Source organism: Bdellovibrio bacteriovorus (genome assembly GCF_001592735.1).
Lineage (GTDB): Bacteria > Bdellovibrionota > Bdellovibrionia > Bdellovibrionales > Bdellovibrionaceae > Bdellovibrio > Bdellovibrio bacteriovorus_D.
On the sequence record NZ_LUKE01000001.1, the window covers coordinates 1466498 to 1484651 of the forward strand.

The following is an 18154-nucleotide window of genomic DNA, read 5'->3' on the forward strand; positions in this document are numbered from 1 at the left end:
CTAATGATTTTAGCAACTGCAACTAGGTTTGGTCCGCCTTTGATTGCTTCTGTGCGCAGTTGGTCCTCAAGATTGGTGCGAGCTCTCATTAGTGTCGTTCCATTTTTCTTAAGCAATTTTAACTTCTGGTCTATCTCTAATGATCTAGCGTTCCTCTGATCAAAATTCGATTCGATTACTTTCTTTAAAATCCCCGAGTCTTTCAAAAAGGACCGAACACGTGTACACACAATTCTTTCAATTTCTTCTTTAGAGATCCTGAATTCTTTACCTGTCCTATCTTCGTAGTATAAGTTTGCACCTCCCTTTGCGGAGGCCCCAGTAATCTTACTGCCGTCAGGTTTCTGAAGAATTCCTGAAAGAAGATAGACGTTCGCTCCTGGGGAAGTTTTCAATTTCTTTTGCTTGTTCCTACTCAATAGGTTTTGAACCTCCAACCAAACCTCTCTCGGAACAACGGGACCTTCAGCTGAGGTGTATCCGTAGTCCCAAGTAACATATCCTTCAGAGTCTTGTTCGCGAGGAAACTGATTCCATGTGTCTTTGAATCTGTTCATACCACTTAGTTTCTTTGAACAGAGCAGAGCTCTTAGTGTTTTAGGTGTAAAGAATTCACCGCCTAAAACACGCGGCGGTATGATTGTGCCGTGCTTATCAATCTTTTCCTTAGTTGTATTAGCCTTAGTTCTGAAATTTTTCTGTTTGCAAAATTCTACTGTGGCTTTCAAAGAACCAAGCTCTAGAAATTTGTTAAAAATTTCGATGACGATCTTTTGCTCCTCACGATTAATTACATAGAATCCAGCTTTCGTGGGATGCTTATCAAGTCCTAGTACAGGCTTCGTAGACGTGTCCTTACCATTATTAAATCGAGCTTCTCTGCCCTTCTTAGCGATCTTTTCAGTGAGCTCCAAAGAATAGTCTTCAGCCATGAAGTTCTTTAGAGTGAACGAAAGACGCTTACTACGATCTTTAAGATCTACAAGCCCAGATTCATATTCATAAACTTCGACGCCAAATTTATCTGCGAGGCGTACCATTTTCTGATTAAACATGGAGTCGCGTGATAGACGGTCAATCTTTTCAACGACAAAAAAATCAATCTGTTCACTTATGATAGCTTCCTGAAGGTTATGAAGTTCTTTTCGGGAATGAATGGACTCGGCTCGTCCACTAGCTTCCTCCTGCACCTGCTTAACGATATGGTATCGGTAACGGCTTTCGGAGGACCGCTGCTCGGCCCAGCGCAGTAACATATTCTTCTGTTGCTCCAGTGAGCCATGCTGAGTGTTTGCTTGAGCTGCAGTCGATACTCGCATAAACGCCCACCCAACTTTTATCGATTTTTCAGAGTTCACGATATTCCCCGTTACGATTAAAAGATTTCCGAACCAGGTCTTGAAGTAAACCTTCCAACTGAATTGTTGTCTGATTTCTCTCAGGCAGCGAGACCGACGTCACTTTCATTGCGTGGATCGGCAAGACCTTTGTAATCCGCACGCCTTTTCCTGGCGCGAATTTTTTATGTGCCTGATTACGCGAAGTTTTCTTTTTTAACAACATGCAAGACTTGCAATGACTGTCATGTCGGAATCCTTTTTTGTAGAATTCGTTAAGTGACTTATAAGCTTTGCAAGTCCGGCATTGCTTTTCCTTGGTGATTAAACTCATTCTAGGCCCTCGAAGTGTAGCTGATGAGGAAGCGGATACTGCGCTGGCTGCAAATATCGTCTGGACTTTTTTGGCCGTGCTACCACCCTTTTTTTGTATGATCTTGGGCTAGCGGTCTTAAAAAATAGCTGGGTATTAGGTCTTACATAGAATTGAAATGGTTTTCTTGTTTTCAACTGATGGCTCCTTGTTATGGAGTCAACGTTGCCTCACCTGCATAGAAGCTCTTAGTACATCCGAACTAAAGTTCGGCGCGTCAGATCTCCCAATGAGTTCTCAGCATCTGTGCATATCCGTCAAATGGAATGTGACTTCGTCCTTCTTCAGAAGACGGACTATCAGGTGAGAAGAAATCATAAATGTCATTTTCAACTAGACGACTTAAGAGCTCTGAGGTTTTTTTGTTGGCGTTTACGTTCGGCTTAAGATTCTTGTTTCTTCTATAAAAATCAAGGAGTGAAAACGGATAATAGGTTCCGGCAAAATCTTTCAATAGGGGATAAAAAATTTGATCTTTATAGATCTGTACCTCGAGAATTTTTCTAATGGCTTCAGCATCCATACGACCAGCAAAGGCCTTTGGTCGCATTTCTTCATTAGTAAGTTTAAGAATGTGGTGAATAATAAAGGCACAATCCCAATTGTTGAGCAAGACGGGGCGACCGTCTGACTCACCAAAGCTTTCTTGGCATATTGCCGATGCCCATAGTTGAATTAAAAAGTTTTTGGTAGTTTTGGCTGTTGTGTACCTATCTCGTGGATGGAATATGCCATTGCCATTGATGGTGTTAAAGTCACTTAAAGCTACTTGCCGCGAAGACATGACCTTCGTACCTGTTGAAAAGTACACGCTTGAAAACAGATTCTTCGTATCTGATATAAAGCCTAGCTGAGTTCCTGGTCCAAACACAATACGTGCATCGGACGCTAGGCCACGTTTGTAATAGGTTTGGAGCTTTTGAACTTCCTTGAATAGGCGGTTGGCTGCCGCGATCTTAGCTGTGTAATCATTGACTAAAATCTCTGAGTCTTTAAATAAAAATTTCGCTAAGCGATTGATCCGTACATTGTCATCTGCGTGGTGTCCGTTCACATTTGAATGAAACTTCCATGAAAACTTCTTTTTATCGCTATGCTTGATAATTCCATCATCGGCGATTTCTTTAAGCTTGGCACCAAACTCCGAAAGCGGTTGCTGAGAGGCTAACGTGGAAAATAGGTCGTCGTTTCTTTTCATATCGCAACTCCGTGGCACGGTATTATTTAACACCTTTAAAAGAGGCAACGATAAAACCCCTAAAACACATTTTTCGGTTAGGAGGTTTGACGCCGCAAAATTGATCTTCGAGCTCCTAAGACGTTTTGAATAAGTGCGCTATTACAGTTTGAGAAACAAAACTAGCTTCTAATTTGGAAGTAGTAAGTGTCAGACGGGAAAAGTCCGGTCTCACCAAATTCGTTTTATAAGTGCTTGATTATTCGTAACATTTCACTTGGAAGGTTTAATTATGATTTCTTTTATTAAAGATGGTCCTACAGATGGTTTATTGGAGGTTGTTGAAACAAATAGTTTTATTAGATGCTCGGTAGATGCCGGTCGATCTAGATTTGTGACTTCTTTAACCCGGCTTCTGGATACGGGCTTCAAACCCACAATTGTGACGCAGGACCGTCTAAATGCTGCCATTGCCTCCGGTTCAGTGGTGCCAGCCATTAGGAGTATTGATCAGGTGTATGTGCAATTGATAGGTACCAATTCTAGCGAAGGTGAAAAGATGAAGAGGTTGATCGACTCAATTTTGGTCGCCAGAACTTCTTATCAAGTTCCGTATATTCAGCTTTCCCCGACAGAGGTGCAGTCGCCAATTCTGAAAAATAAATTTAACCACTGCTATGTTACTCCTCACAAAGGTTCTCCAAAGCCAACCTTGTGCGTTGGTTTTAAATTTAACCCAACAGTCCAAGTATTAAATGGCTTTCGTGATACCAAGTTCTGGAAAAAATACACTACACCACGTGCTGCAGCCTCTGGCGCCATCAAACGAAACCTATTTCTTCCGCAATATCTTCAGTTGCCTGATGGTTTCAACTTTGCGTCTGAGGTAAGATCTTGCTTGGAAGATTTCGAGACTGATTTGGGGGAAGTAGCGAGTTTGATTGATCTTGTTGCGGATTTTGAAATCACCTGGAGTTTAAAAATTATTCAAGCTGAGTTCTACACCGACTATCTCACCGAAGATCCAGCGGGAACATATTTTCGACTGGCAAGTTTCACGCCATATAACGGTGCCGCCCCTGTAGAATCTTACAATAATAAGAGACAGTTTTTATCAGTTGTTACTTACAACGGAGAGAAAAATATTTGTACTGAGGAAAGATATTGCGCTTTAACCGCATTTCCCAAAGCAGACAATACTCATGATAGTGGAGCCGTAGTTCGCTATGAGATCAGAAAATACCTTGGTAGGAAAGGTTCAAATCTTATAGTGGAGTTTCCAGACCTGAATGATCTTTCGACCCACGCGACCTTCAATATGCGCTGGTTGATTGTGGACTATCTACGTATGGTTCTTAAACCGCTTAGACTTTCAGATAACAACTTCAACAACCTGTTAGTTAGTGGGAGAACCGATTGCGCTTCGCCTAGTTTTGAGGTGACTAATGAGCTTCTTGATAATCAGGGCATTGGAAACTTAATTACTATTAAGTACTATACGAAATCGGGACCGCCTACAAAGTCTGGAAAGATTAATCATCATCCACGAATTTCTCTGATTCTAAACTCACGAGCTTACGAGGTTATGTATGCTACGGGGATTTTCTCTGACATTCTGATAGGTAAAGTCAGCAAGGTTGGAAAATCTGAATTCAAAAGTCTGGATGATAACTCTTCAGAATACTTTAGAAGAGAATTAAAGCGAGTCATTGATCTAAAGAAAAACTTTTTGCCAGAAGGTGCGACGACTGTTAAACGCAAACGTCGGTAAGCAATATTTGGAACCTTTATGGACCGTCTACACTTAATGAAGTGGGAGAGTGTTTTCTTCAAGTTCTTTAAGCTCTACGGAGGCGACAAGTTCTATCGCCTTAGGTCTTAAATTCTTATATGTATTTAAATCGCCGGACTCAAGTGCGTGAAACATCGCTATTAAGATTTGCTGAAGAGTCATTTGTCCTCCGTTGGTTTCGTACTATGCAAAAACACCAGCCAACTACAAGTGATTATAGTATGCCTGGCGTTCGCATGCCGGACTTCAAATGAGTTTGCCATTCAAAAAGTATTGCAAATCGTGCTTGAGACTCATGTCGGCTTCGTATTTTTGCAGAAACCCATGGTGTTTCAACAGTGGATGAATTATTCGGTAGGTTCGTTCACATCGTGGTCTATTGCGGAACGGTGCCGCCTTAGTAGCTTCGCTTTCAAGAAGCCACAGAGCAAACATCAAAACAAGTTTGGTCGTCGAATGTTCCATTGAACACACGTCCTTGCTGAGGTCCCTGAAAAAATCTTCGACTTTAATCCGTTTTGATGGTGTTGGTAGGATCACGGGTTGCGGTCTTTTGACACCAATTGAGGATTCAATTCTTTCCCAAAAGTGGGTGTCTCGGCGAAACGACGCTAGGACCTTGGCACCTTTGGTGGTCCTCTCAAAGTCAGACCATGAAGCTAGAATTTTTTGGTCCGAATCCTTGCGGTCCTCGTCGCAGAGTGTTTGAGTACGGAAGTAGCGTAATGCAGTTTCCAGATAAACCTTCATACGTAGTTCTAGAGTGTCGTCACGTTTCACATGATCAATGACCTCATCAAACAAATCACTTGTATGTATTCCGTGCGCCATAGTTAAGGTATGCATCATTGACGCATCAATTTACATATAATTTACACTACGCTGCGCGGCAAGCGAGGTTCTTTCTATTACATACAGAGTCAAGGTGATATCCTTTTTACGCCAGTGGCGTAAAAAAGAGCTTGATATTTACGCCATTGGCGTAAAAACTAAAATCAGAAACTTCTCGGGGGAAAGAATGCAAAAATTTGGGGACATGCTGAAGAGGCTAAGAATAGAAGCGGAAATAACTCTTAGAGAGTTATCTGCGCATCTTAATATAACTCCATCTTACTTGAGTGATGTTGAGCAGGGAAGGAAGAGACCTTTTAATCAAAAAAAGATCGCTAACCTTGCTGATTTGTTGGGAGTTGCTGCTGAGCCGCTACAGAAAGCGGCTGCGAAGGAAAAGGATATGATTGAGATTCCTCTATCTAATAACAGACATGCGGGATCGTTGGCGTTCGCTCTTGCGAGGTCTGATGATTCAATATTTGAAGATAGTGAAATTCAGGAATCTATCGAGAAGTTGACTGCTAAGTTGAATGCAAAAGTAAAAAGAAAGAAAAAGAAATAATTGATCGTTCTGGAGGGGACATGAAGGTATTTCAAGTAGATCCAAGGAGTAAAGCCACGCTTGAAGCGTCAGCGCTTGAAACTTTGGAGGAGTTTAACCGGGGGTTGCTTAAAAGACCGCAACCTTTAGACATTGAAAAACTTGTCGAGTTTTATATGCCGCAAAGTTTTGGCTGGCATTTGGATCCTCAAGAAACTCTTCATCCAGGTGTCGAAGGTTATTGTGATCCAAAAACTAAGACCCTGGTCATTCCAGAAATCACACTTGAGTCCCTATCATCAGATGGTCGTTCCCGATTCACTGTCGCGCACGAGTTTGCGCATGTTAAGGAACACCGGGAACAAATGAAAGAACGGATGCTTGAGTACGATGAAAATTCCGAAAGACTCTACCGAAGAAGTAGATCGGAAATCGTTGTTTACCGTGACCCAGAATGGCAAGCGAACTTCCTCGGCGGGGCATTGCTGATGCCTGAAGTTCATGTGATTGAAATGTTACATGCAGCACGAGGTCCGTCTTCCCGTTTAGCACAAAGAATGGCTATGATCTTTAACGTTTCGTTGCAAGCAGCAACAGTAAGAATGAATGCAGTATGGAAATCGCATTTTGAATAAAAAAAAGGTTACATAAACCTTCTCAGGAAGATTTAGTAACCCATAACCTGACATAAGCTGTTAAGCCTTTACCACGGTTCCGCAATTCCAACGGTAGAGTATCTTAGCTTCTTCTGTCAACCACGGAAGGAGGGGATATGAAAAAACGATCCTCTGTTCGTAATCCGAATCCATCGGGCAAACGAGTCTTTCGCAGATACTTCAAGCATTGGAGATCTGGGAAGACTTATGATGCCTGGGATTATGGTTACAAATCTTGGCCAATTGGTTAAGCAATAACCCATAGCCGACCCGCCAGCAAGGGAGCCTGAGATTCCTTGCTGGAACGTCGCTACGATAGCAGGTCAAACAATGACAAATTACACACCGGAGACGATTGAAAGTGCGACGTGGGGACTTTCTAAAGAAGTTGCGATTGCGTGCACTGAGGCAGCGCTTCAAGCAGTTCCGTTCGGTGGACTTGTGTTCAAGGCTTTGGTAGCGGGAGCTGAAGGCGCGATAGCCTTTCGCAATGAGCAACAAGCTAGAGACATGATGCGGATGTTGAACGAAAGGTTAGATATCCTTGAACAGCATAACCTTACTTCCCGCTCGAGTCTTGCCAACAATTCGGTTTATCAGCAGGTAGCACAGGATCGTCTGTTGAATTTGACCGCCCTAGATACCAATGATGATCTTTCAATTTCGGCAAACATGATCGCAGTATGTTCATTGATTACTGGTGCTGATCCCAAAGACAAGTATGTATTAAGAGCATTGACGGTCCTCACCGGCACGGACTTTAGGATACTCACCGAGTTAAAACGACATCGTATTCGCCAGGCGGAGCAGATTGATGCTTTGCCGATAGTCGCGAAAAATGATCCGAATCATAAGGACTATAACGCGATTGAAAAAGAGATTGCTTTGAAGTTTTATGACGCAGTCTACGAGATCACCGGAATCAAAAGCTTCACGCACATTGTACGAAAGCTGCACGATGTAGGTCTTACCGAACCGTTGGCGGGAGTGTCCCTTTTTGAGGAGGGCGATGATAATCTCGCGCCACCAAAAATGACGGAAGTTGGTGAATATTTTCTAGATTTATACAATCGAACCGTGAACGCAGGTTCTTGAATTCAAAAAAGGCTTAGTTGAGATTTTATCTTAGTGTTACCGGATTAAGCAATCGATCTACAAGTGATGGAAGAACCTCGGTGGAAGAACCTCGAAGAACTTCATCAAAATATTTAGATTTTTCAGTCGGTGCTAAATTCACTTCGATCTTCAAAGCCTGACTTGCGAGATGAACAAATCCGGCAGCTGGATACACTACTCCACTTGTTCCAACAGCAATGAAGATATCTGCGGCTCGTACAAGGTCTTCAATCAATCCCAAGAAATGGGGACTTTCGCCAAACCAAACTATATCTGGTCTTAACATCCCGACATGCCCACAGAACTTACAAACACTTGTTACGCTGAGATCGTTGGACCAGAACATGCTTTGATTACACGCTTCGCATAGTACCTGATTGAGTTGACCGTGCATATTCAGCACCTTCTTGGAACCGGCCTGCCAGTGAAGATCATCAACATTTTGAGAAATCAGGTGAAAGTTCCCAGGCCACGCCGCTTCCAATTCTGAGAGAGCAAGATGAGCTGCGTTGGGTTTGATGTTGGAATCTTTAAGTTGTCTTCTACGAACGTTATAGAAGTTATGCACCAGATCTGGACAAGATCTAAATGCTTCTAGTGAAGCAACTTCTTCAATCCGATGATTCTCCCAAAGTCCGTTGGCATCGCGGAAAGTTTGAACTCCCGAGTCTGCTGAGATTCCCGCGCCAGTCAAAACTAGCAAATTCCCACTCATTGCAAACCTCAATGAAGTTTTTCTTCGATATGTGGATCGGGAACACCATTAGGGCATAATAGATTCGCGAGCTCATCAAAGATCGCAAATTTTATCGTTATCTTTCTTATAGTCTTCTTTCGGAATAGCTTTATCTTTTTCATCACGCCTTCCAATAAAATAGGCAAATGGAATTAAGCAACTTTTCTTTTGATTGGGGACTTTCTATAAAGCCCCTCTTTATTTAATTTTTTTTCCCATATGCTGAATGCCTCAGCTCGGTTAAATGTGGCTTGTTCTTGGTACATTGACCAAGTTAGCTCTACCTTTTCATCTTCAGACATGAAGCTCCACATTTTCTGGGACAGGGCTTTCTCGTAATCGTCTTCCTTATTTAAAGACATCAGAAAGGTAAGTAAATGATGGATGGGCATGTGCCTTGTCATTTTCTTCAATAGATCATCTTCTAGAGATAGTGATTTAGAAATCAGTGTCCTTGGACCCGCGTGTTTAGATAACTTCCTTTCGACATCTTTAATAAAAGCAATATTAACACTGTTCTTTTCTATATTCGGACAATTTTCGTACCAAACTTTACGAAGGCCGCTATACAAGGCATCGACCTTGGAAATCTCAGGTCTATCTGCATTATCTAATGCGAGGGCAGCAGCGTGGCAGCATGTCTGAACTTTGAATCCATGCAGCTTCGCCAAATAGAAATGTTCAATTATTCTGATAGATGTATTGCTGCAACCCCAAGGCTTTGCTGAGATCATAAAAAGTTCTTTGAATTGCTCATGACTAACCACTTCCGTGTTAAGCGTTTGCATAACTCGGACAATAGTTGCGACACTCTCTGTGTCACTCAATGAACCAAGTATCCAAGACTCATTGGGTGAAAGCAGCTGCTGCTCGATCATCGAAGGCCCAATTCTATTTAGCTCCATTTCAAGAAGTGCCAAGGTCTGTATTAAATGCAAATTTTTATCCATAAAAATTCCCTCTTAAGCGGCAGGAAAATGCTCGTTTGTTGGCCGGATTGCAAACACCTGTGATTACACCGGCCATTTTCTTAGCGCCGGTTAACTAGCCATACCGACAAATTTTAGGATCTCGTCGCGATTCCATGCCATGTACAAAGCGGCAACCTGCGCTGCTGCAAGCAACCAGTTTCGTGCAAAGCTTGAAAAATAAACATTTGAAGTTCCGCAATCATAGAGGGCAACCACCAAATAACAGATCTCAAAATAATAAAACGGTAGATTGCTGCTCGAACTGCAAACTATCACGCCAACAAACAAGCACCAAAACGCTCTCGGTGCGACAAAGAACGCAGCGATAATAGGAAGGAACAAGCCCGGCAACAGAAGGAGCGACGATTCACCAACCTTAAAAGTTACATACAGCAGAACCGCGTTCACACATAGGACTGCCATTGTTGCTTGGTTAGAACTAGATGCTTTAGAGGAGTAAAATCCCAAGCCCTCAATTGCTAGAGCAGTGCCTCCGACTATAGCCGCGTCCTTTGCAACTTCTTTAATTTCATTTTCTTTCATAGAGCACCCACCGTATTTAGTTACTATTCTGATCCGACGCGCGTTTAATCATTAACAAATCTGAAATTGGGTCGTACTGACGGCCATTTTTGCTGTCCTGTTTTGCTGGTGGAGAGGCAACATCGCGTTGTCTTAAAGCTTCTTCTTGAGCCACATCTCTGTAATTTTCCAATTCCTCCGTGTTGTACTTCGGTTTGAAATCACGCGGATAAGCTTCGATTAGACTTGCTACTGTTCCCTCCCAATCAGAAGGAGGGGTAAAAGATTCTGAACCCCAATTAGACGCACCCGCATCGACGGTGGATCTTCCTTGAACGGCAACAATGACTTCAGCTGTGTTGCTATCTAAAAGGGAAATGTATTGATGGCATACGTTCTGATAGGGTGCGCTACTGAAAGTAAAGAAAGGTTTTTTCTTATAGCATTGCGAGTGAGCAACGGCCACGCTACCGCAGCCATATAACTTTCCATATAGGGAATACTTTTCGCGATCTGAAAATCTATCCACTTCTTTGCGATGAACCATATCTTGTTCACGTTTGATTGACTGAAGACCCCTAGCTCGGTCAACGACCATGAACTTATTTGCACGAACCAGCGCGGTCGTGATTGAGACTGAATCCTGAGTGCTGATTCCATCAGGTACGAGACAAATCCTCATTGATTTATCTGACCAGGGACTTCGCACTGGCGGGGAACTACAACCTAAGATATTCAAAAGTCCAAAACAGATAACAATATTAAGAGCGCGACTGAAATTCATACCGACTCCTTTTTATATTTTGTTACAGAAGAGATGCTGGCGATTCGCCTTTAACTACCAAAGTGCCGTGAAAGTTATAGGTGTTGCCACCTTTCAGGTATCCAACGATGATCCCCATCTTGTTCAAGACGTTCACTCGATCAGACTTTTCATCCAAAAAGTACAACACCCGACCTAGGCTATCTTTAACTTCTCGTTTTCCCATGTGGCCTACTTTCTGTTTTTTAGACGTAAACGTTTTGCAGAAATTAAGAACAATCCAGACAGGTTAGCTTCATCAACGATATCGTAGAGTTCTGAGATATCTGGTAGAACAACAGGTTCCTTCTTCCCAGTGAGTAACCATTGGAAATCACAATTAACACCACGAGAAAATCTCAGGACAGCTTCTAAATCCTGCGGGGCACTCCCACTTAACCACATCGAAAACGTGCTCGGTGCAACGTTAGCAATTTCTGCTGCCGCTCTCCCGGTTAGACCCCGGTCAGCGATTACCTTCTTAAGGTTGGCGGCAAATACTGCACCTGTTGTGTTGCGCTTTGCTTTGCTCATACAAAATTATTCGGTGAAACTAAGTTTAATCTCAAAATCTATTCATAGTTACGTTTATGAATTGAGTTTTTGAACGGAAGTTCGATCCTACTTGATTCCGGATTTTATTCTCTTCTTTATGATTGCCTGCACAGTCGCCCTGCTGACCGTAGTTACAGTTCTCGAGATTTCACGTGTGGACACTCCTCGGCCATGCATTTCCATTATAGTATCTTCAATTTCAGAATTGATTTTGGTGGGACGACCTAGTTTTTTACCCTTTAATTTTGCAACTGCGAGAGCGACCCTAGTCCTTTCCCGTAAAATTTCCAGCTCAAACTGGGCGAGTGCAAGCATGACATGCAACATAAGGTCACTCTGTGGGCTGTTGCCGGACAGATCCAAGTTTTCACGGATAGTCACTATGCCCTTGCCTTGTTTTCTTAGTCCTTCCACGAGTTTTAGTACGTGGCTCAAGGAGCGACCGAGACGATCGACGGCGGCGACCATCAGAACATCAGCGTCTGCGGTAACCATGGCAGCGAGTGCCTTCCGAAGCTGTGGTCTATCTTCGACACTTCCACTTGCGTGCTCGATAAATTCGCCAACAATCTTGAAGTCCCTTAATTCACACTGCTTGCGCATCGGCACTAGTTGATTTTGAATATTAAGGTCAATTATCGATACCCGAACGTATAAGATCACTTTTCTTTGTTTCATTAAGTTATTGTATCATGCGCGGCATTATGATGTAATATTTCATAATACATGTAATAATTCGAGACAGAGGTGGCGGTGGCATTCATTTACAGTCCTCCAAGGCGGAGGTTCTTCAAAGGCGAAAAGAAGAACGTGTCATTTCGGCTTCCAAAAGACATGATTAGTTATTACGAGGAACTTGCAAAAGAATCGGGCCTCACACTCACTGATATTCTTATCGATGTTCTTGATCAGGCGGCTGACTCCCTAAATAAACATCCGCTTAAAAACAATAGATCAAAAAGGTAGAGAATAATGAATTTAGTTCAGCGGATTTTAGATTGGACCATTCAGATGGTAAAAAGGCGGTTTCCAAATTTACCTGTCTTCGCACCACCGCCGATTATACCACCACCCAAGCCGACCCTCTGCCAGGCCTTTCAGACTCTTTCAAAAGACGTGTACGCTAAGCTGAGAAGTGCCTCAGCCGTTGGATTTGAACTCTCGGAACCAACCGTAACTGAATTGTGCCTAGAGCAAATCGGGACTCAATATCCTGACCGCGTCCGCGTAGTGAAATTCACTGGAACGGCTGAGGGAAAGAACGGTGCTGACTGGGAATGGTTGTTCGTGGGAAAATCCCATCATTTCAAACTTAGAGTTCAGGCCAAAAAGCTTTATCTAAAAGATATGGAGTATGGTGCGCTAAAATCTTCGGATGCTGATGCACAATGCGACAAGCTGATTAAAAGCGCTAACAAAGACCAATCATTCCCTCTGTATGTATTTTATAACTCTAACCTAGAAGACTTGACCGGCAATGTTTGGCGATGCGGAAGCTATTCTATGAATATAGATCTTCTAGGCTGTACTACGATGTCTGCCTACAGCATACGGGAATCAATTAAAAATAATCAGATTGATCTTGCAGACTTACTGCCGAAACAAGATCCGTGGAGCTGCCTGGTTTGCTGTACGCTTGGAAGTGGGAACCGATCGAGTGAACTTCATGAACAGGTTAAAAAGCGTATTGAGTTTGCATACGCTGATGATGAAGTCGAAATTCCAGAGCTAATTCCCAATGAAAAGCTTCCTTACTATGTGGGAACGGGTAACTATGTAAATGACGGTCCAGAGGGCCTTGCGGGTGTACTCATTATAAGAGATAGCGAGTGATCTAATTTAGACCAACAGCTAGCTATTAATGTGCAATTTGAGCATAAAGAAAAGTTTATTTATACCGACTTAGTGTCTATGCGAAAACACCTTCTGGCTCTTGAAAAAAATGACTGTAGATAATTTTATTGAAGCTCAAGCGCGTGATTTAAAGGAGAAGGGACTTATCAGTCCTGAGTATAATGACTTATATAAAGGGGTCAAAAACGAACAACTAAAGGTTATCTTTGCGTCGCTACACTCGCAGTATGTAAATTTATTTAAAACCATGAATGAACGCCTGCCAACACGAGGAGACACAGCGCACTTCTGGGCAGGTCCAAGTAGGGGTTTAATATTTGCGATAGAGATGGCAATAAGCCTAAGACGTGCACTCAAAGACTCAGAATATGCTTTTGACATCGATGAGTACCATTCTAAACTTTTTGAAAAATGCCAGAACTTCCTTAAGGCAAGTGGTGGTAGCTTGATACCAGAGCATACCGATAAAGTTGATCTCTACTACACCTTACCTATATTCACTCCGTCCTCATCGCAAAAAATATCCCGCAAAGACAATATTTTTCATGCCTCGTTAAAACATATTGGTGGCGGATCTTACGCAAACATCTTCAAGTTTCATGATGAGGTGTTTCAGCATACGTTTGCTTTAAAGCAGGCAAAAAAAGATCTGACATTTAAGGAACGGGAACGATTTAAACGTGAGTTTGACGAAATGAAGAAGCTTTCATCTCCTTACGTTTTGGAAGTATATTCCTTTGACGAAACACGCTTCGAGTATTTTATGGAGTACATGGATTACTCCCTCCATTCATATTTTGAAAAGTACAATGCGACGATAAAACAAGACCTTCGGAAAAGTATCATCCTACAAGCTTTGAAAGGGTTTTCTTACCTCCACTCAAAAAATCTGATACATCGTGATATCAGCCCAAAGAACGTCTTATTAAAAATCTATGATGATGTAATCGTCGTAAAGATTTCTGACTTCGGATTGGTGAAGATTCCTGACAGCACTTTAACTTCTGTTAATACCGAGATGAAAGGCTACTTTAATGATCCCGCTTTGGTCACCGAAGGCTTTGATAACTATAATGTTACTCATGAAACCTACGCACTAACAAAACTGGTGTTTTACATTCTTACGGGAAAAACTAATACAGCTAAGATTTCTGATCCAAATCTCGTTGTTTTCGTTAAGAAGGGCCTCAACCCAGACAACACTCAGCGGTACCAAAGCGTCGAGCAAGTATCTGAAGCATTCAAAGAGTTGTCTAAGAAAATGGGCATTTAAGTAATATTAAAAAACACATTACAATTCATTAAGTAGCGATTCCAGTCAATCCGCAAAGGAAAAGCGCTAAAGCCAGAGCTTATGAGATCCGAGGACGTAAATATACTAATCAAAGAACTATTCTAGGAGCTCCTAAAAGCTCCGAAATCCTAATCTGATGTCTAGCGAAAGTCTCCGAAAAGATAAAAGATCACTTAACGAACTTCTCTATGACTTCTTTAATTCCCAATGCCTTCATTAAAAACGGTCCGACAGAGGTAACAATGACCATTAATAATTGAAAAGAATACCAAAAATCAACGTATGCACGACAATGCTTTTTTATAATTTCAGATCGGAAGACTTCTTCGATATCCCCGAATGTTCTCTCGATCTTGGCTGGTTCTACACATAACAGTGCGAGCTTCTCTAAAAATAGAGTTTTTGGCAGTTGAGCCTGTTCTTGTTGAATTCCTTGAAAGAATTCTGTGGCAGAAACTACATCGTCAACCATACCGGAAAAAAGAGAGTTGTACCATTTAGCGTAACGTTTAGGATTTGCCTCACTGAATGTTCCAAATATCATTTGGAATTCATGTGCAGTAATAGACTTTCCCAATAGATTTTCCAGATCTTGTCGGTCGTCCACGCCTGGCTTTCTGATGTCCGCATGAACAATTCGATTTCTAATCTCCGCCCATACGTGAGCATCTAAAAGCAGATTCTCTTTGTTCTCGAAATTTTTTGATAAGTCTTTCATTTTAATATGTGGGATCTTCTGCCATTTAGATTTTCCCATTAGCCGACCTCAATCCAACGAATGATGATTTTTTTGAGGCTGGGCACTAAATCAAGAAATCCGATGCGCTCAAGTGCTCTGTAAGACTGAGACAAAGCTTTTTCGCCAAGACCCGTGACTTGAAAATACATTTTCGCGCGTCCTCCGCGCTCTTCCGTTGCTTCACCCTTGCGCGAAGTTACGAAACCTTTCGCTTCAAGGCGATCTAGAGTTTTATAAATTGTTGCGACTGAATATTCTTTACCACTCGCCTTATTGATGCCAGCACGAATTTCCACTCCATACGCATCATTAGCTCTGCGCATGATTGAAGTAAGAATATATTTTTCAAGATCACCAAGGTAGATTTGTTCTTCCACTGGAACCTCCCTAGACTTCGATATCTTAGACATTGTCTAGGATATGTCAACTGGTCGAGGCTCAGCGCGTTGTTAATGTAGTGAACTATGGTGGATATGCGTATATTCCTACAACATGACTTTCGCAGTTTTCACATAAATTTTTATCTGAAATCTCCTCAGGAGGCTTAACGGAGGGTGATGTCCAATACTCTGCGCAAAAATCACATTTCCAGAAATCTAATACCTTGAGGCATTGCAAGCAGAGGCCTTCTTGAGAACCCGAGTATTCTTTAAGATCAGATATTTCATCAGAATTACAGGAACAACTCTGATCGTGTGCGAGTGGAGTTGTGGCGGGAAAATCGATTAGACATTCGCCGAGGCACCGTACGAAGTCATTTAATATCAATGTATGGCGATCACAAGTAGGACAAACTCCGTATTTAGTGGGTGAGTCTACGATCACATCCTCATCGCAGATTAAACAGTGGACGTTCTTTCCGTCTTTGCTTAAAAACGCAAAATGATGCAAACACTGAGGACATGGACGTACAATAGGGATGAACCGATTGGGGTCCGCAAGCAACGTCTCGGGCTTTTCACACTGGTCTAAAACTTCAATTCGAGCAGCCGCATCAAAGTAAAATTCGTAACCTCGCGGATCTATTGCATCGATCAGTCTGGACAAAACTTTATGAAAGAACGGGGCAATCACTAGCGCAACATATGCGTCTGTGAAGTGAACCGATCCGTGTTCAGACTTATTTCTTTCTTTCCTCATTGCTTCGATCACATCGAAGTTTTCTTTCAAGAACTCAAACTTCGGATTCGCAGCCTCTAAAACGTATAGCAATTTTGGCAATTCGCTGGCTGGCTTAGTCGAAATGTCATCGAAACTCTTTTTTTCTCCCCAGCCCCCCGACAAATCAGCCGTGTTTGCCAACAAAAGATATGGACTGTGAGTAGCGATCTGAGATTTTAGTAACAACTCAAAACAGTGGAAAAATTCCCTCAGGGAAGCTTCCTTGTGCTCCGTGAGGTCGTCAGACGTCAAAAGTGCTAGTGCCAATTTTCCAGATTTTATTCCTTTAGTAAAAAAAGCCTTACTAAATTCTTTTCCCTCCATACTCACCTCGCAATAAACATTAAGATGTTTTCTTCTAAAAAAGTAAAGTGCTTTGAGGGGATCTAGTCTAAAGCTCAGAGTTCAGGAGTTTTTTAATTTAAACGGATTATCCGCAATCTTTTTTACGTCTACTTCAAGCATGCAGTCGCGAAGGAACTGCACTTTGGATATAAGGCGGAGGATCTTCAAATTCGTATTGCCATATTGTTCGAGGCGACAAAGCCACTCCTCACCGAAGTCCAAATACACTGGAACTGTTGCCTCGATCCAGGTTGTGCGTGGCTTCTTCCATACGTATTGATGTTGACCTCTGTAAGCAAGTTTTAACTCTCGCTCAATGTGATGTGTTCCCTCTACATATACCCAACTGGAAGCATCTGGGTTTTGTGACTTACGATAAAATAATCCCGAGATGGTTCCCTCAAGTCCCCACTCTGCTTTATACCAAACCAGATCTTGAGCAATATCACTGTCATGATGTGGTAGCATGTGTGCCAGCCGAAAGTTATTGCGGAAAGGTTTTGCATCAACTATCCAAACAAGATTTTTATAAAATCTTTCTCTTGCAAGGCGCTCTAGATCAGTAATTTGGGAGTGTTGAACTTCAATATAAATTCCCGAAGGTGTTTTAATATCAGCCCTGTGTATTTCGCCGTCCACTGCATGATGAGTAACTTCGCGGCACTCAGCAGGAAAAAGTTCTTTCCATGCTCTATGCCAGGCAGTCTCATTTTCCCACCACGAATCACATTGAACACGATTTTCATGTGCCCAGTGATGAATAACTTTGGATCCGCACTTGGCACGCACAATTAATCCACATCCGGGACATATTCCCTTTAACCCTTTGGTGGCTTCAGCTCTTGTATTGTCTACCAATGCGTATTGCATCTCGCGAAGGTAATTCAAAAAGTAATTCTTTTTCAGTTCTTAAATGATTTAGCGCCCCGCATTGCTATGTGCGTTTAGGATCTTCATGACGGTCGTTGCATGCCAACGCGAATCCTTATTTTTGGTTGGCGTTTCCCAATTATTTAAAAGCTCAGAGATCCTTTGATAACTGAATCCCTTGTTTCGCAGTCGAAGCATTTTTTCAATCATCAAAAGTTCAGATCTACACGGAACGAGGTTTCCATGTAGGAGTTTTTGTCCGTAGGGTATTTGGGCGGCGCGTAGGTTTCTAGCAACATCTATTTCGCGCAATGCAATCCTATTAAGCTTTAAATGACGTACAATGGTAGATCTGGAGGAAAAACAGATGTCCGCTATTTGCTGGGTAGAAAGCTCTTCAACCAGGTATTTTTCTCGGAGGAAACTTGCATCTTTTTGGCGGGGTTTTGCGAAAAACGTAATACTATCAACAAGATGAT

21 protein-coding genes and 1 pseudogene are annotated in these 18154 nt (G+C 42.2%); 7 read left to right on the plus strand and 15 right to left on the minus strand.

The genetic code is table 11. The features are described from left to right. Positions 1-419: 419 nt before the first annotated feature. Positions 420-1319 (minus strand): annotated as a pseudogene (locus tag AZI86_RS19505) (recombinase family protein); the annotation flags it as partial. Positions 1320-1927: 608 nt separating this feature from the next. Next, positions 1928-2908, minus strand: a complete 981-nt coding sequence (locus AZI86_RS07110; RefSeq protein ID WP_061834377.1) for a hypothetical protein — start codon at positions 2906-2908, stop codon at positions 1928-1930. A gap of 271 nt (positions 2909-3179) precedes the next feature. Here AZI86_RS07110 and AZI86_RS07115 point away from each other — a divergent pair, with 271 nt between their 5' ends. After that, on the plus strand, positions 3180-4658 hold the full coding sequence (locus AZI86_RS07115) for a hypothetical protein (protein ID WP_061834378.1): 1479 nt from the start codon (positions 3180-3182) through the stop codon (positions 4656-4658). Between the two features lie 33 nt (positions 4659-4691). Here AZI86_RS07115 and AZI86_RS19190 read toward each other — a convergent pair whose 3' ends face one another. Together AZI86_RS19190 and AZI86_RS07120 are read right to left on the minus strand one after the other, a co-directional pair. Further along, positions 4692-4841 carry a hypothetical protein gene (locus AZI86_RS19190; RefSeq protein WP_157684651.1) on the minus strand — a complete coding sequence of 50 codons (150 nt, stop codon included), beginning with the start codon at positions 4839-4841 and terminating at the stop codon, positions 4692-4694. A gap of 84 nt (positions 4842-4925) precedes the next feature. Continuing rightward, positions 4926-5510, minus strand: coding sequence for a hypothetical protein (locus AZI86_RS07120; RefSeq protein WP_157684652.1), 585 nt, complete (start codon positions 5508-5510; stop codon positions 4926-4928). A 94-nt stretch (positions 5511-5604) separates the two neighbouring features. On the opposite strand from AZI86_RS07120, the gene AZI86_RS07125 reads away from it, so the two are divergent. From AZI86_RS07125 to AZI86_RS07135, 4 genes are all read left to right on the plus strand, one after another. Then, the gene (locus AZI86_RS07125; RefSeq protein WP_061834380.1) at positions 5605-6075 is read left to right on the plus strand and encodes a helix-turn-helix domain-containing protein; all 471 of its coding nucleotides are present in this window, start codon (positions 5605-5607) and stop codon (positions 6073-6075) included. 20 nt (positions 6076-6095) lie between these two features. Continuing rightward, positions 6096-6689: an ImmA/IrrE family metallo-endopeptidase gene (locus AZI86_RS07130; protein ID WP_061834381.1), complete on the plus strand. Its 594-nt coding sequence runs from the start codon at positions 6096-6098 to the stop codon at positions 6687-6689. A gap of 137 nt (positions 6690-6826) precedes the next feature. Further along, positions 6827-6961 (plus strand): hypothetical protein, encoded by a 135-nt coding sequence (locus AZI86_RS19450; RefSeq protein ID WP_301335743.1) that lies wholly within the window; start codon positions 6827-6829, stop codon positions 6959-6961. A gap of 79 nt (positions 6962-7040) precedes the next feature. Continuing rightward, positions 7041-7805, plus strand: a complete 765-nt coding sequence (locus tag AZI86_RS07135) for a hypothetical protein (protein WP_061834382.1) — start codon at positions 7041-7043, stop codon at positions 7803-7805. A 25-nt stretch (positions 7806-7830) separates the two neighbouring features. Here the strand turns inward: AZI86_RS07135 and AZI86_RS07140 are convergent, their stop codons facing one another. From AZI86_RS07140 to AZI86_RS07170, 7 genes are all read right to left on the minus strand, one after another. Continuing rightward, positions 7831-8541 carry an NAD-dependent deacylase gene (locus tag AZI86_RS07140; protein WP_061834383.1) on the minus strand — a complete coding sequence of 237 codons (711 nt, stop codon included), beginning with the start codon at positions 8539-8541 and terminating at the stop codon, positions 7831-7833. 173 nt (positions 8542-8714) lie between these two features. Then, positions 8715-9512 (minus strand): hypothetical protein, encoded by a 798-nt coding sequence (locus AZI86_RS07145; protein WP_061834384.1) that lies wholly within the window; start codon positions 9510-9512, stop codon positions 8715-8717. 90 nt (positions 9513-9602) lie between these two features. Continuing rightward, positions 9603-10076 (minus strand): hypothetical protein, encoded by a 474-nt coding sequence (locus AZI86_RS07150; RefSeq protein ID WP_061834385.1) that lies wholly within the window; start codon positions 10074-10076, stop codon positions 9603-9605. A gap of 16 nt (positions 10077-10092) precedes the next feature. After that, positions 10093-10839: a hypothetical protein gene (locus AZI86_RS07155; RefSeq protein ID WP_061834386.1), complete on the minus strand. Its 747-nt coding sequence runs from the start codon at positions 10837-10839 to the stop codon at positions 10093-10095. A gap of 22 nt (positions 10840-10861) precedes the next feature. Beyond that, a complete protein-coding gene (locus tag AZI86_RS07160) occupies positions 10862-11044 on the minus strand; it encodes a hypothetical protein (protein WP_061834387.1) in 183 nt (60 codons plus the stop codon). Between the two features lie 5 nt (positions 11045-11049). Then, positions 11050-11391 (minus strand): helix-turn-helix domain-containing protein, encoded by a 342-nt coding sequence (locus AZI86_RS07165; RefSeq protein ID WP_061834388.1) that lies wholly within the window; start codon positions 11389-11391, stop codon positions 11050-11052. Positions 11392-11478: 87 nt separating this feature from the next. Continuing rightward, the gene (locus tag AZI86_RS07170; protein WP_061834389.1) at positions 11479-12090 is read right to left on the minus strand and encodes a recombinase family protein; all 612 of its coding nucleotides are present in this window, start codon (positions 12088-12090) and stop codon (positions 11479-11481) included. 294 nt (positions 12091-12384) lie between these two features. On the opposite strand from AZI86_RS07170, the gene AZI86_RS07180 reads away from it, so the two are divergent. Together AZI86_RS07180 and AZI86_RS07185 are read left to right on the plus strand one after the other, a co-directional pair. Further along, complete coding sequence (locus AZI86_RS07180; RefSeq protein ID WP_061834391.1) at positions 12385-13245, plus strand: DUF6615 family protein; 861 nt, start codon at positions 12385-12387, stop codon at positions 13243-13245. Between the two features lie 109 nt (positions 13246-13354). Further along, entirely contained in the window at positions 13355-14539 is a 1185-nt protein-coding gene (locus AZI86_RS07185) for a protein kinase family protein (RefSeq protein ID WP_061834392.1), read from the plus strand. 190 nt (positions 14540-14729) lie between these two features. Here the strand turns inward: AZI86_RS07185 and AZI86_RS07190 are convergent, their stop codons facing one another. From AZI86_RS07190 to AZI86_RS07205, 4 genes are all read right to left on the minus strand, one after another. Then, positions 14730-15317 carry a hypothetical protein gene (locus AZI86_RS07190; protein WP_061834393.1) on the minus strand — a complete coding sequence of 196 codons (588 nt, stop codon included), beginning with the start codon at positions 15315-15317 and terminating at the stop codon, positions 14730-14732. Continuing rightward, positions 15317-15676, minus strand: coding sequence for a PadR family transcriptional regulator (locus AZI86_RS07195; RefSeq protein ID WP_061834394.1), 360 nt, complete (start codon positions 15674-15676; stop codon positions 15317-15319). The genes AZI86_RS07190 and AZI86_RS07195 overlap by 1 nt, the downstream gene beginning before the upstream one ends. A gap of 85 nt (positions 15677-15761) precedes the next feature. After that, positions 15762-16784 carry a hypothetical protein gene (locus tag AZI86_RS07200; RefSeq protein ID WP_061834395.1) on the minus strand — a complete coding sequence of 341 codons (1023 nt, stop codon included), beginning with the start codon at positions 16782-16784 and terminating at the stop codon, positions 15762-15764. Between the two features lie 81 nt (positions 16785-16865). Continuing rightward, the gene (locus AZI86_RS07205; protein ID WP_216635892.1) at positions 16866-17693 is read right to left on the minus strand and encodes a competence protein CoiA; all 828 of its coding nucleotides are present in this window, start codon (positions 17691-17693) and stop codon (positions 16866-16868) included. Positions 17694-18154 lie beyond the last annotated feature (461 nt).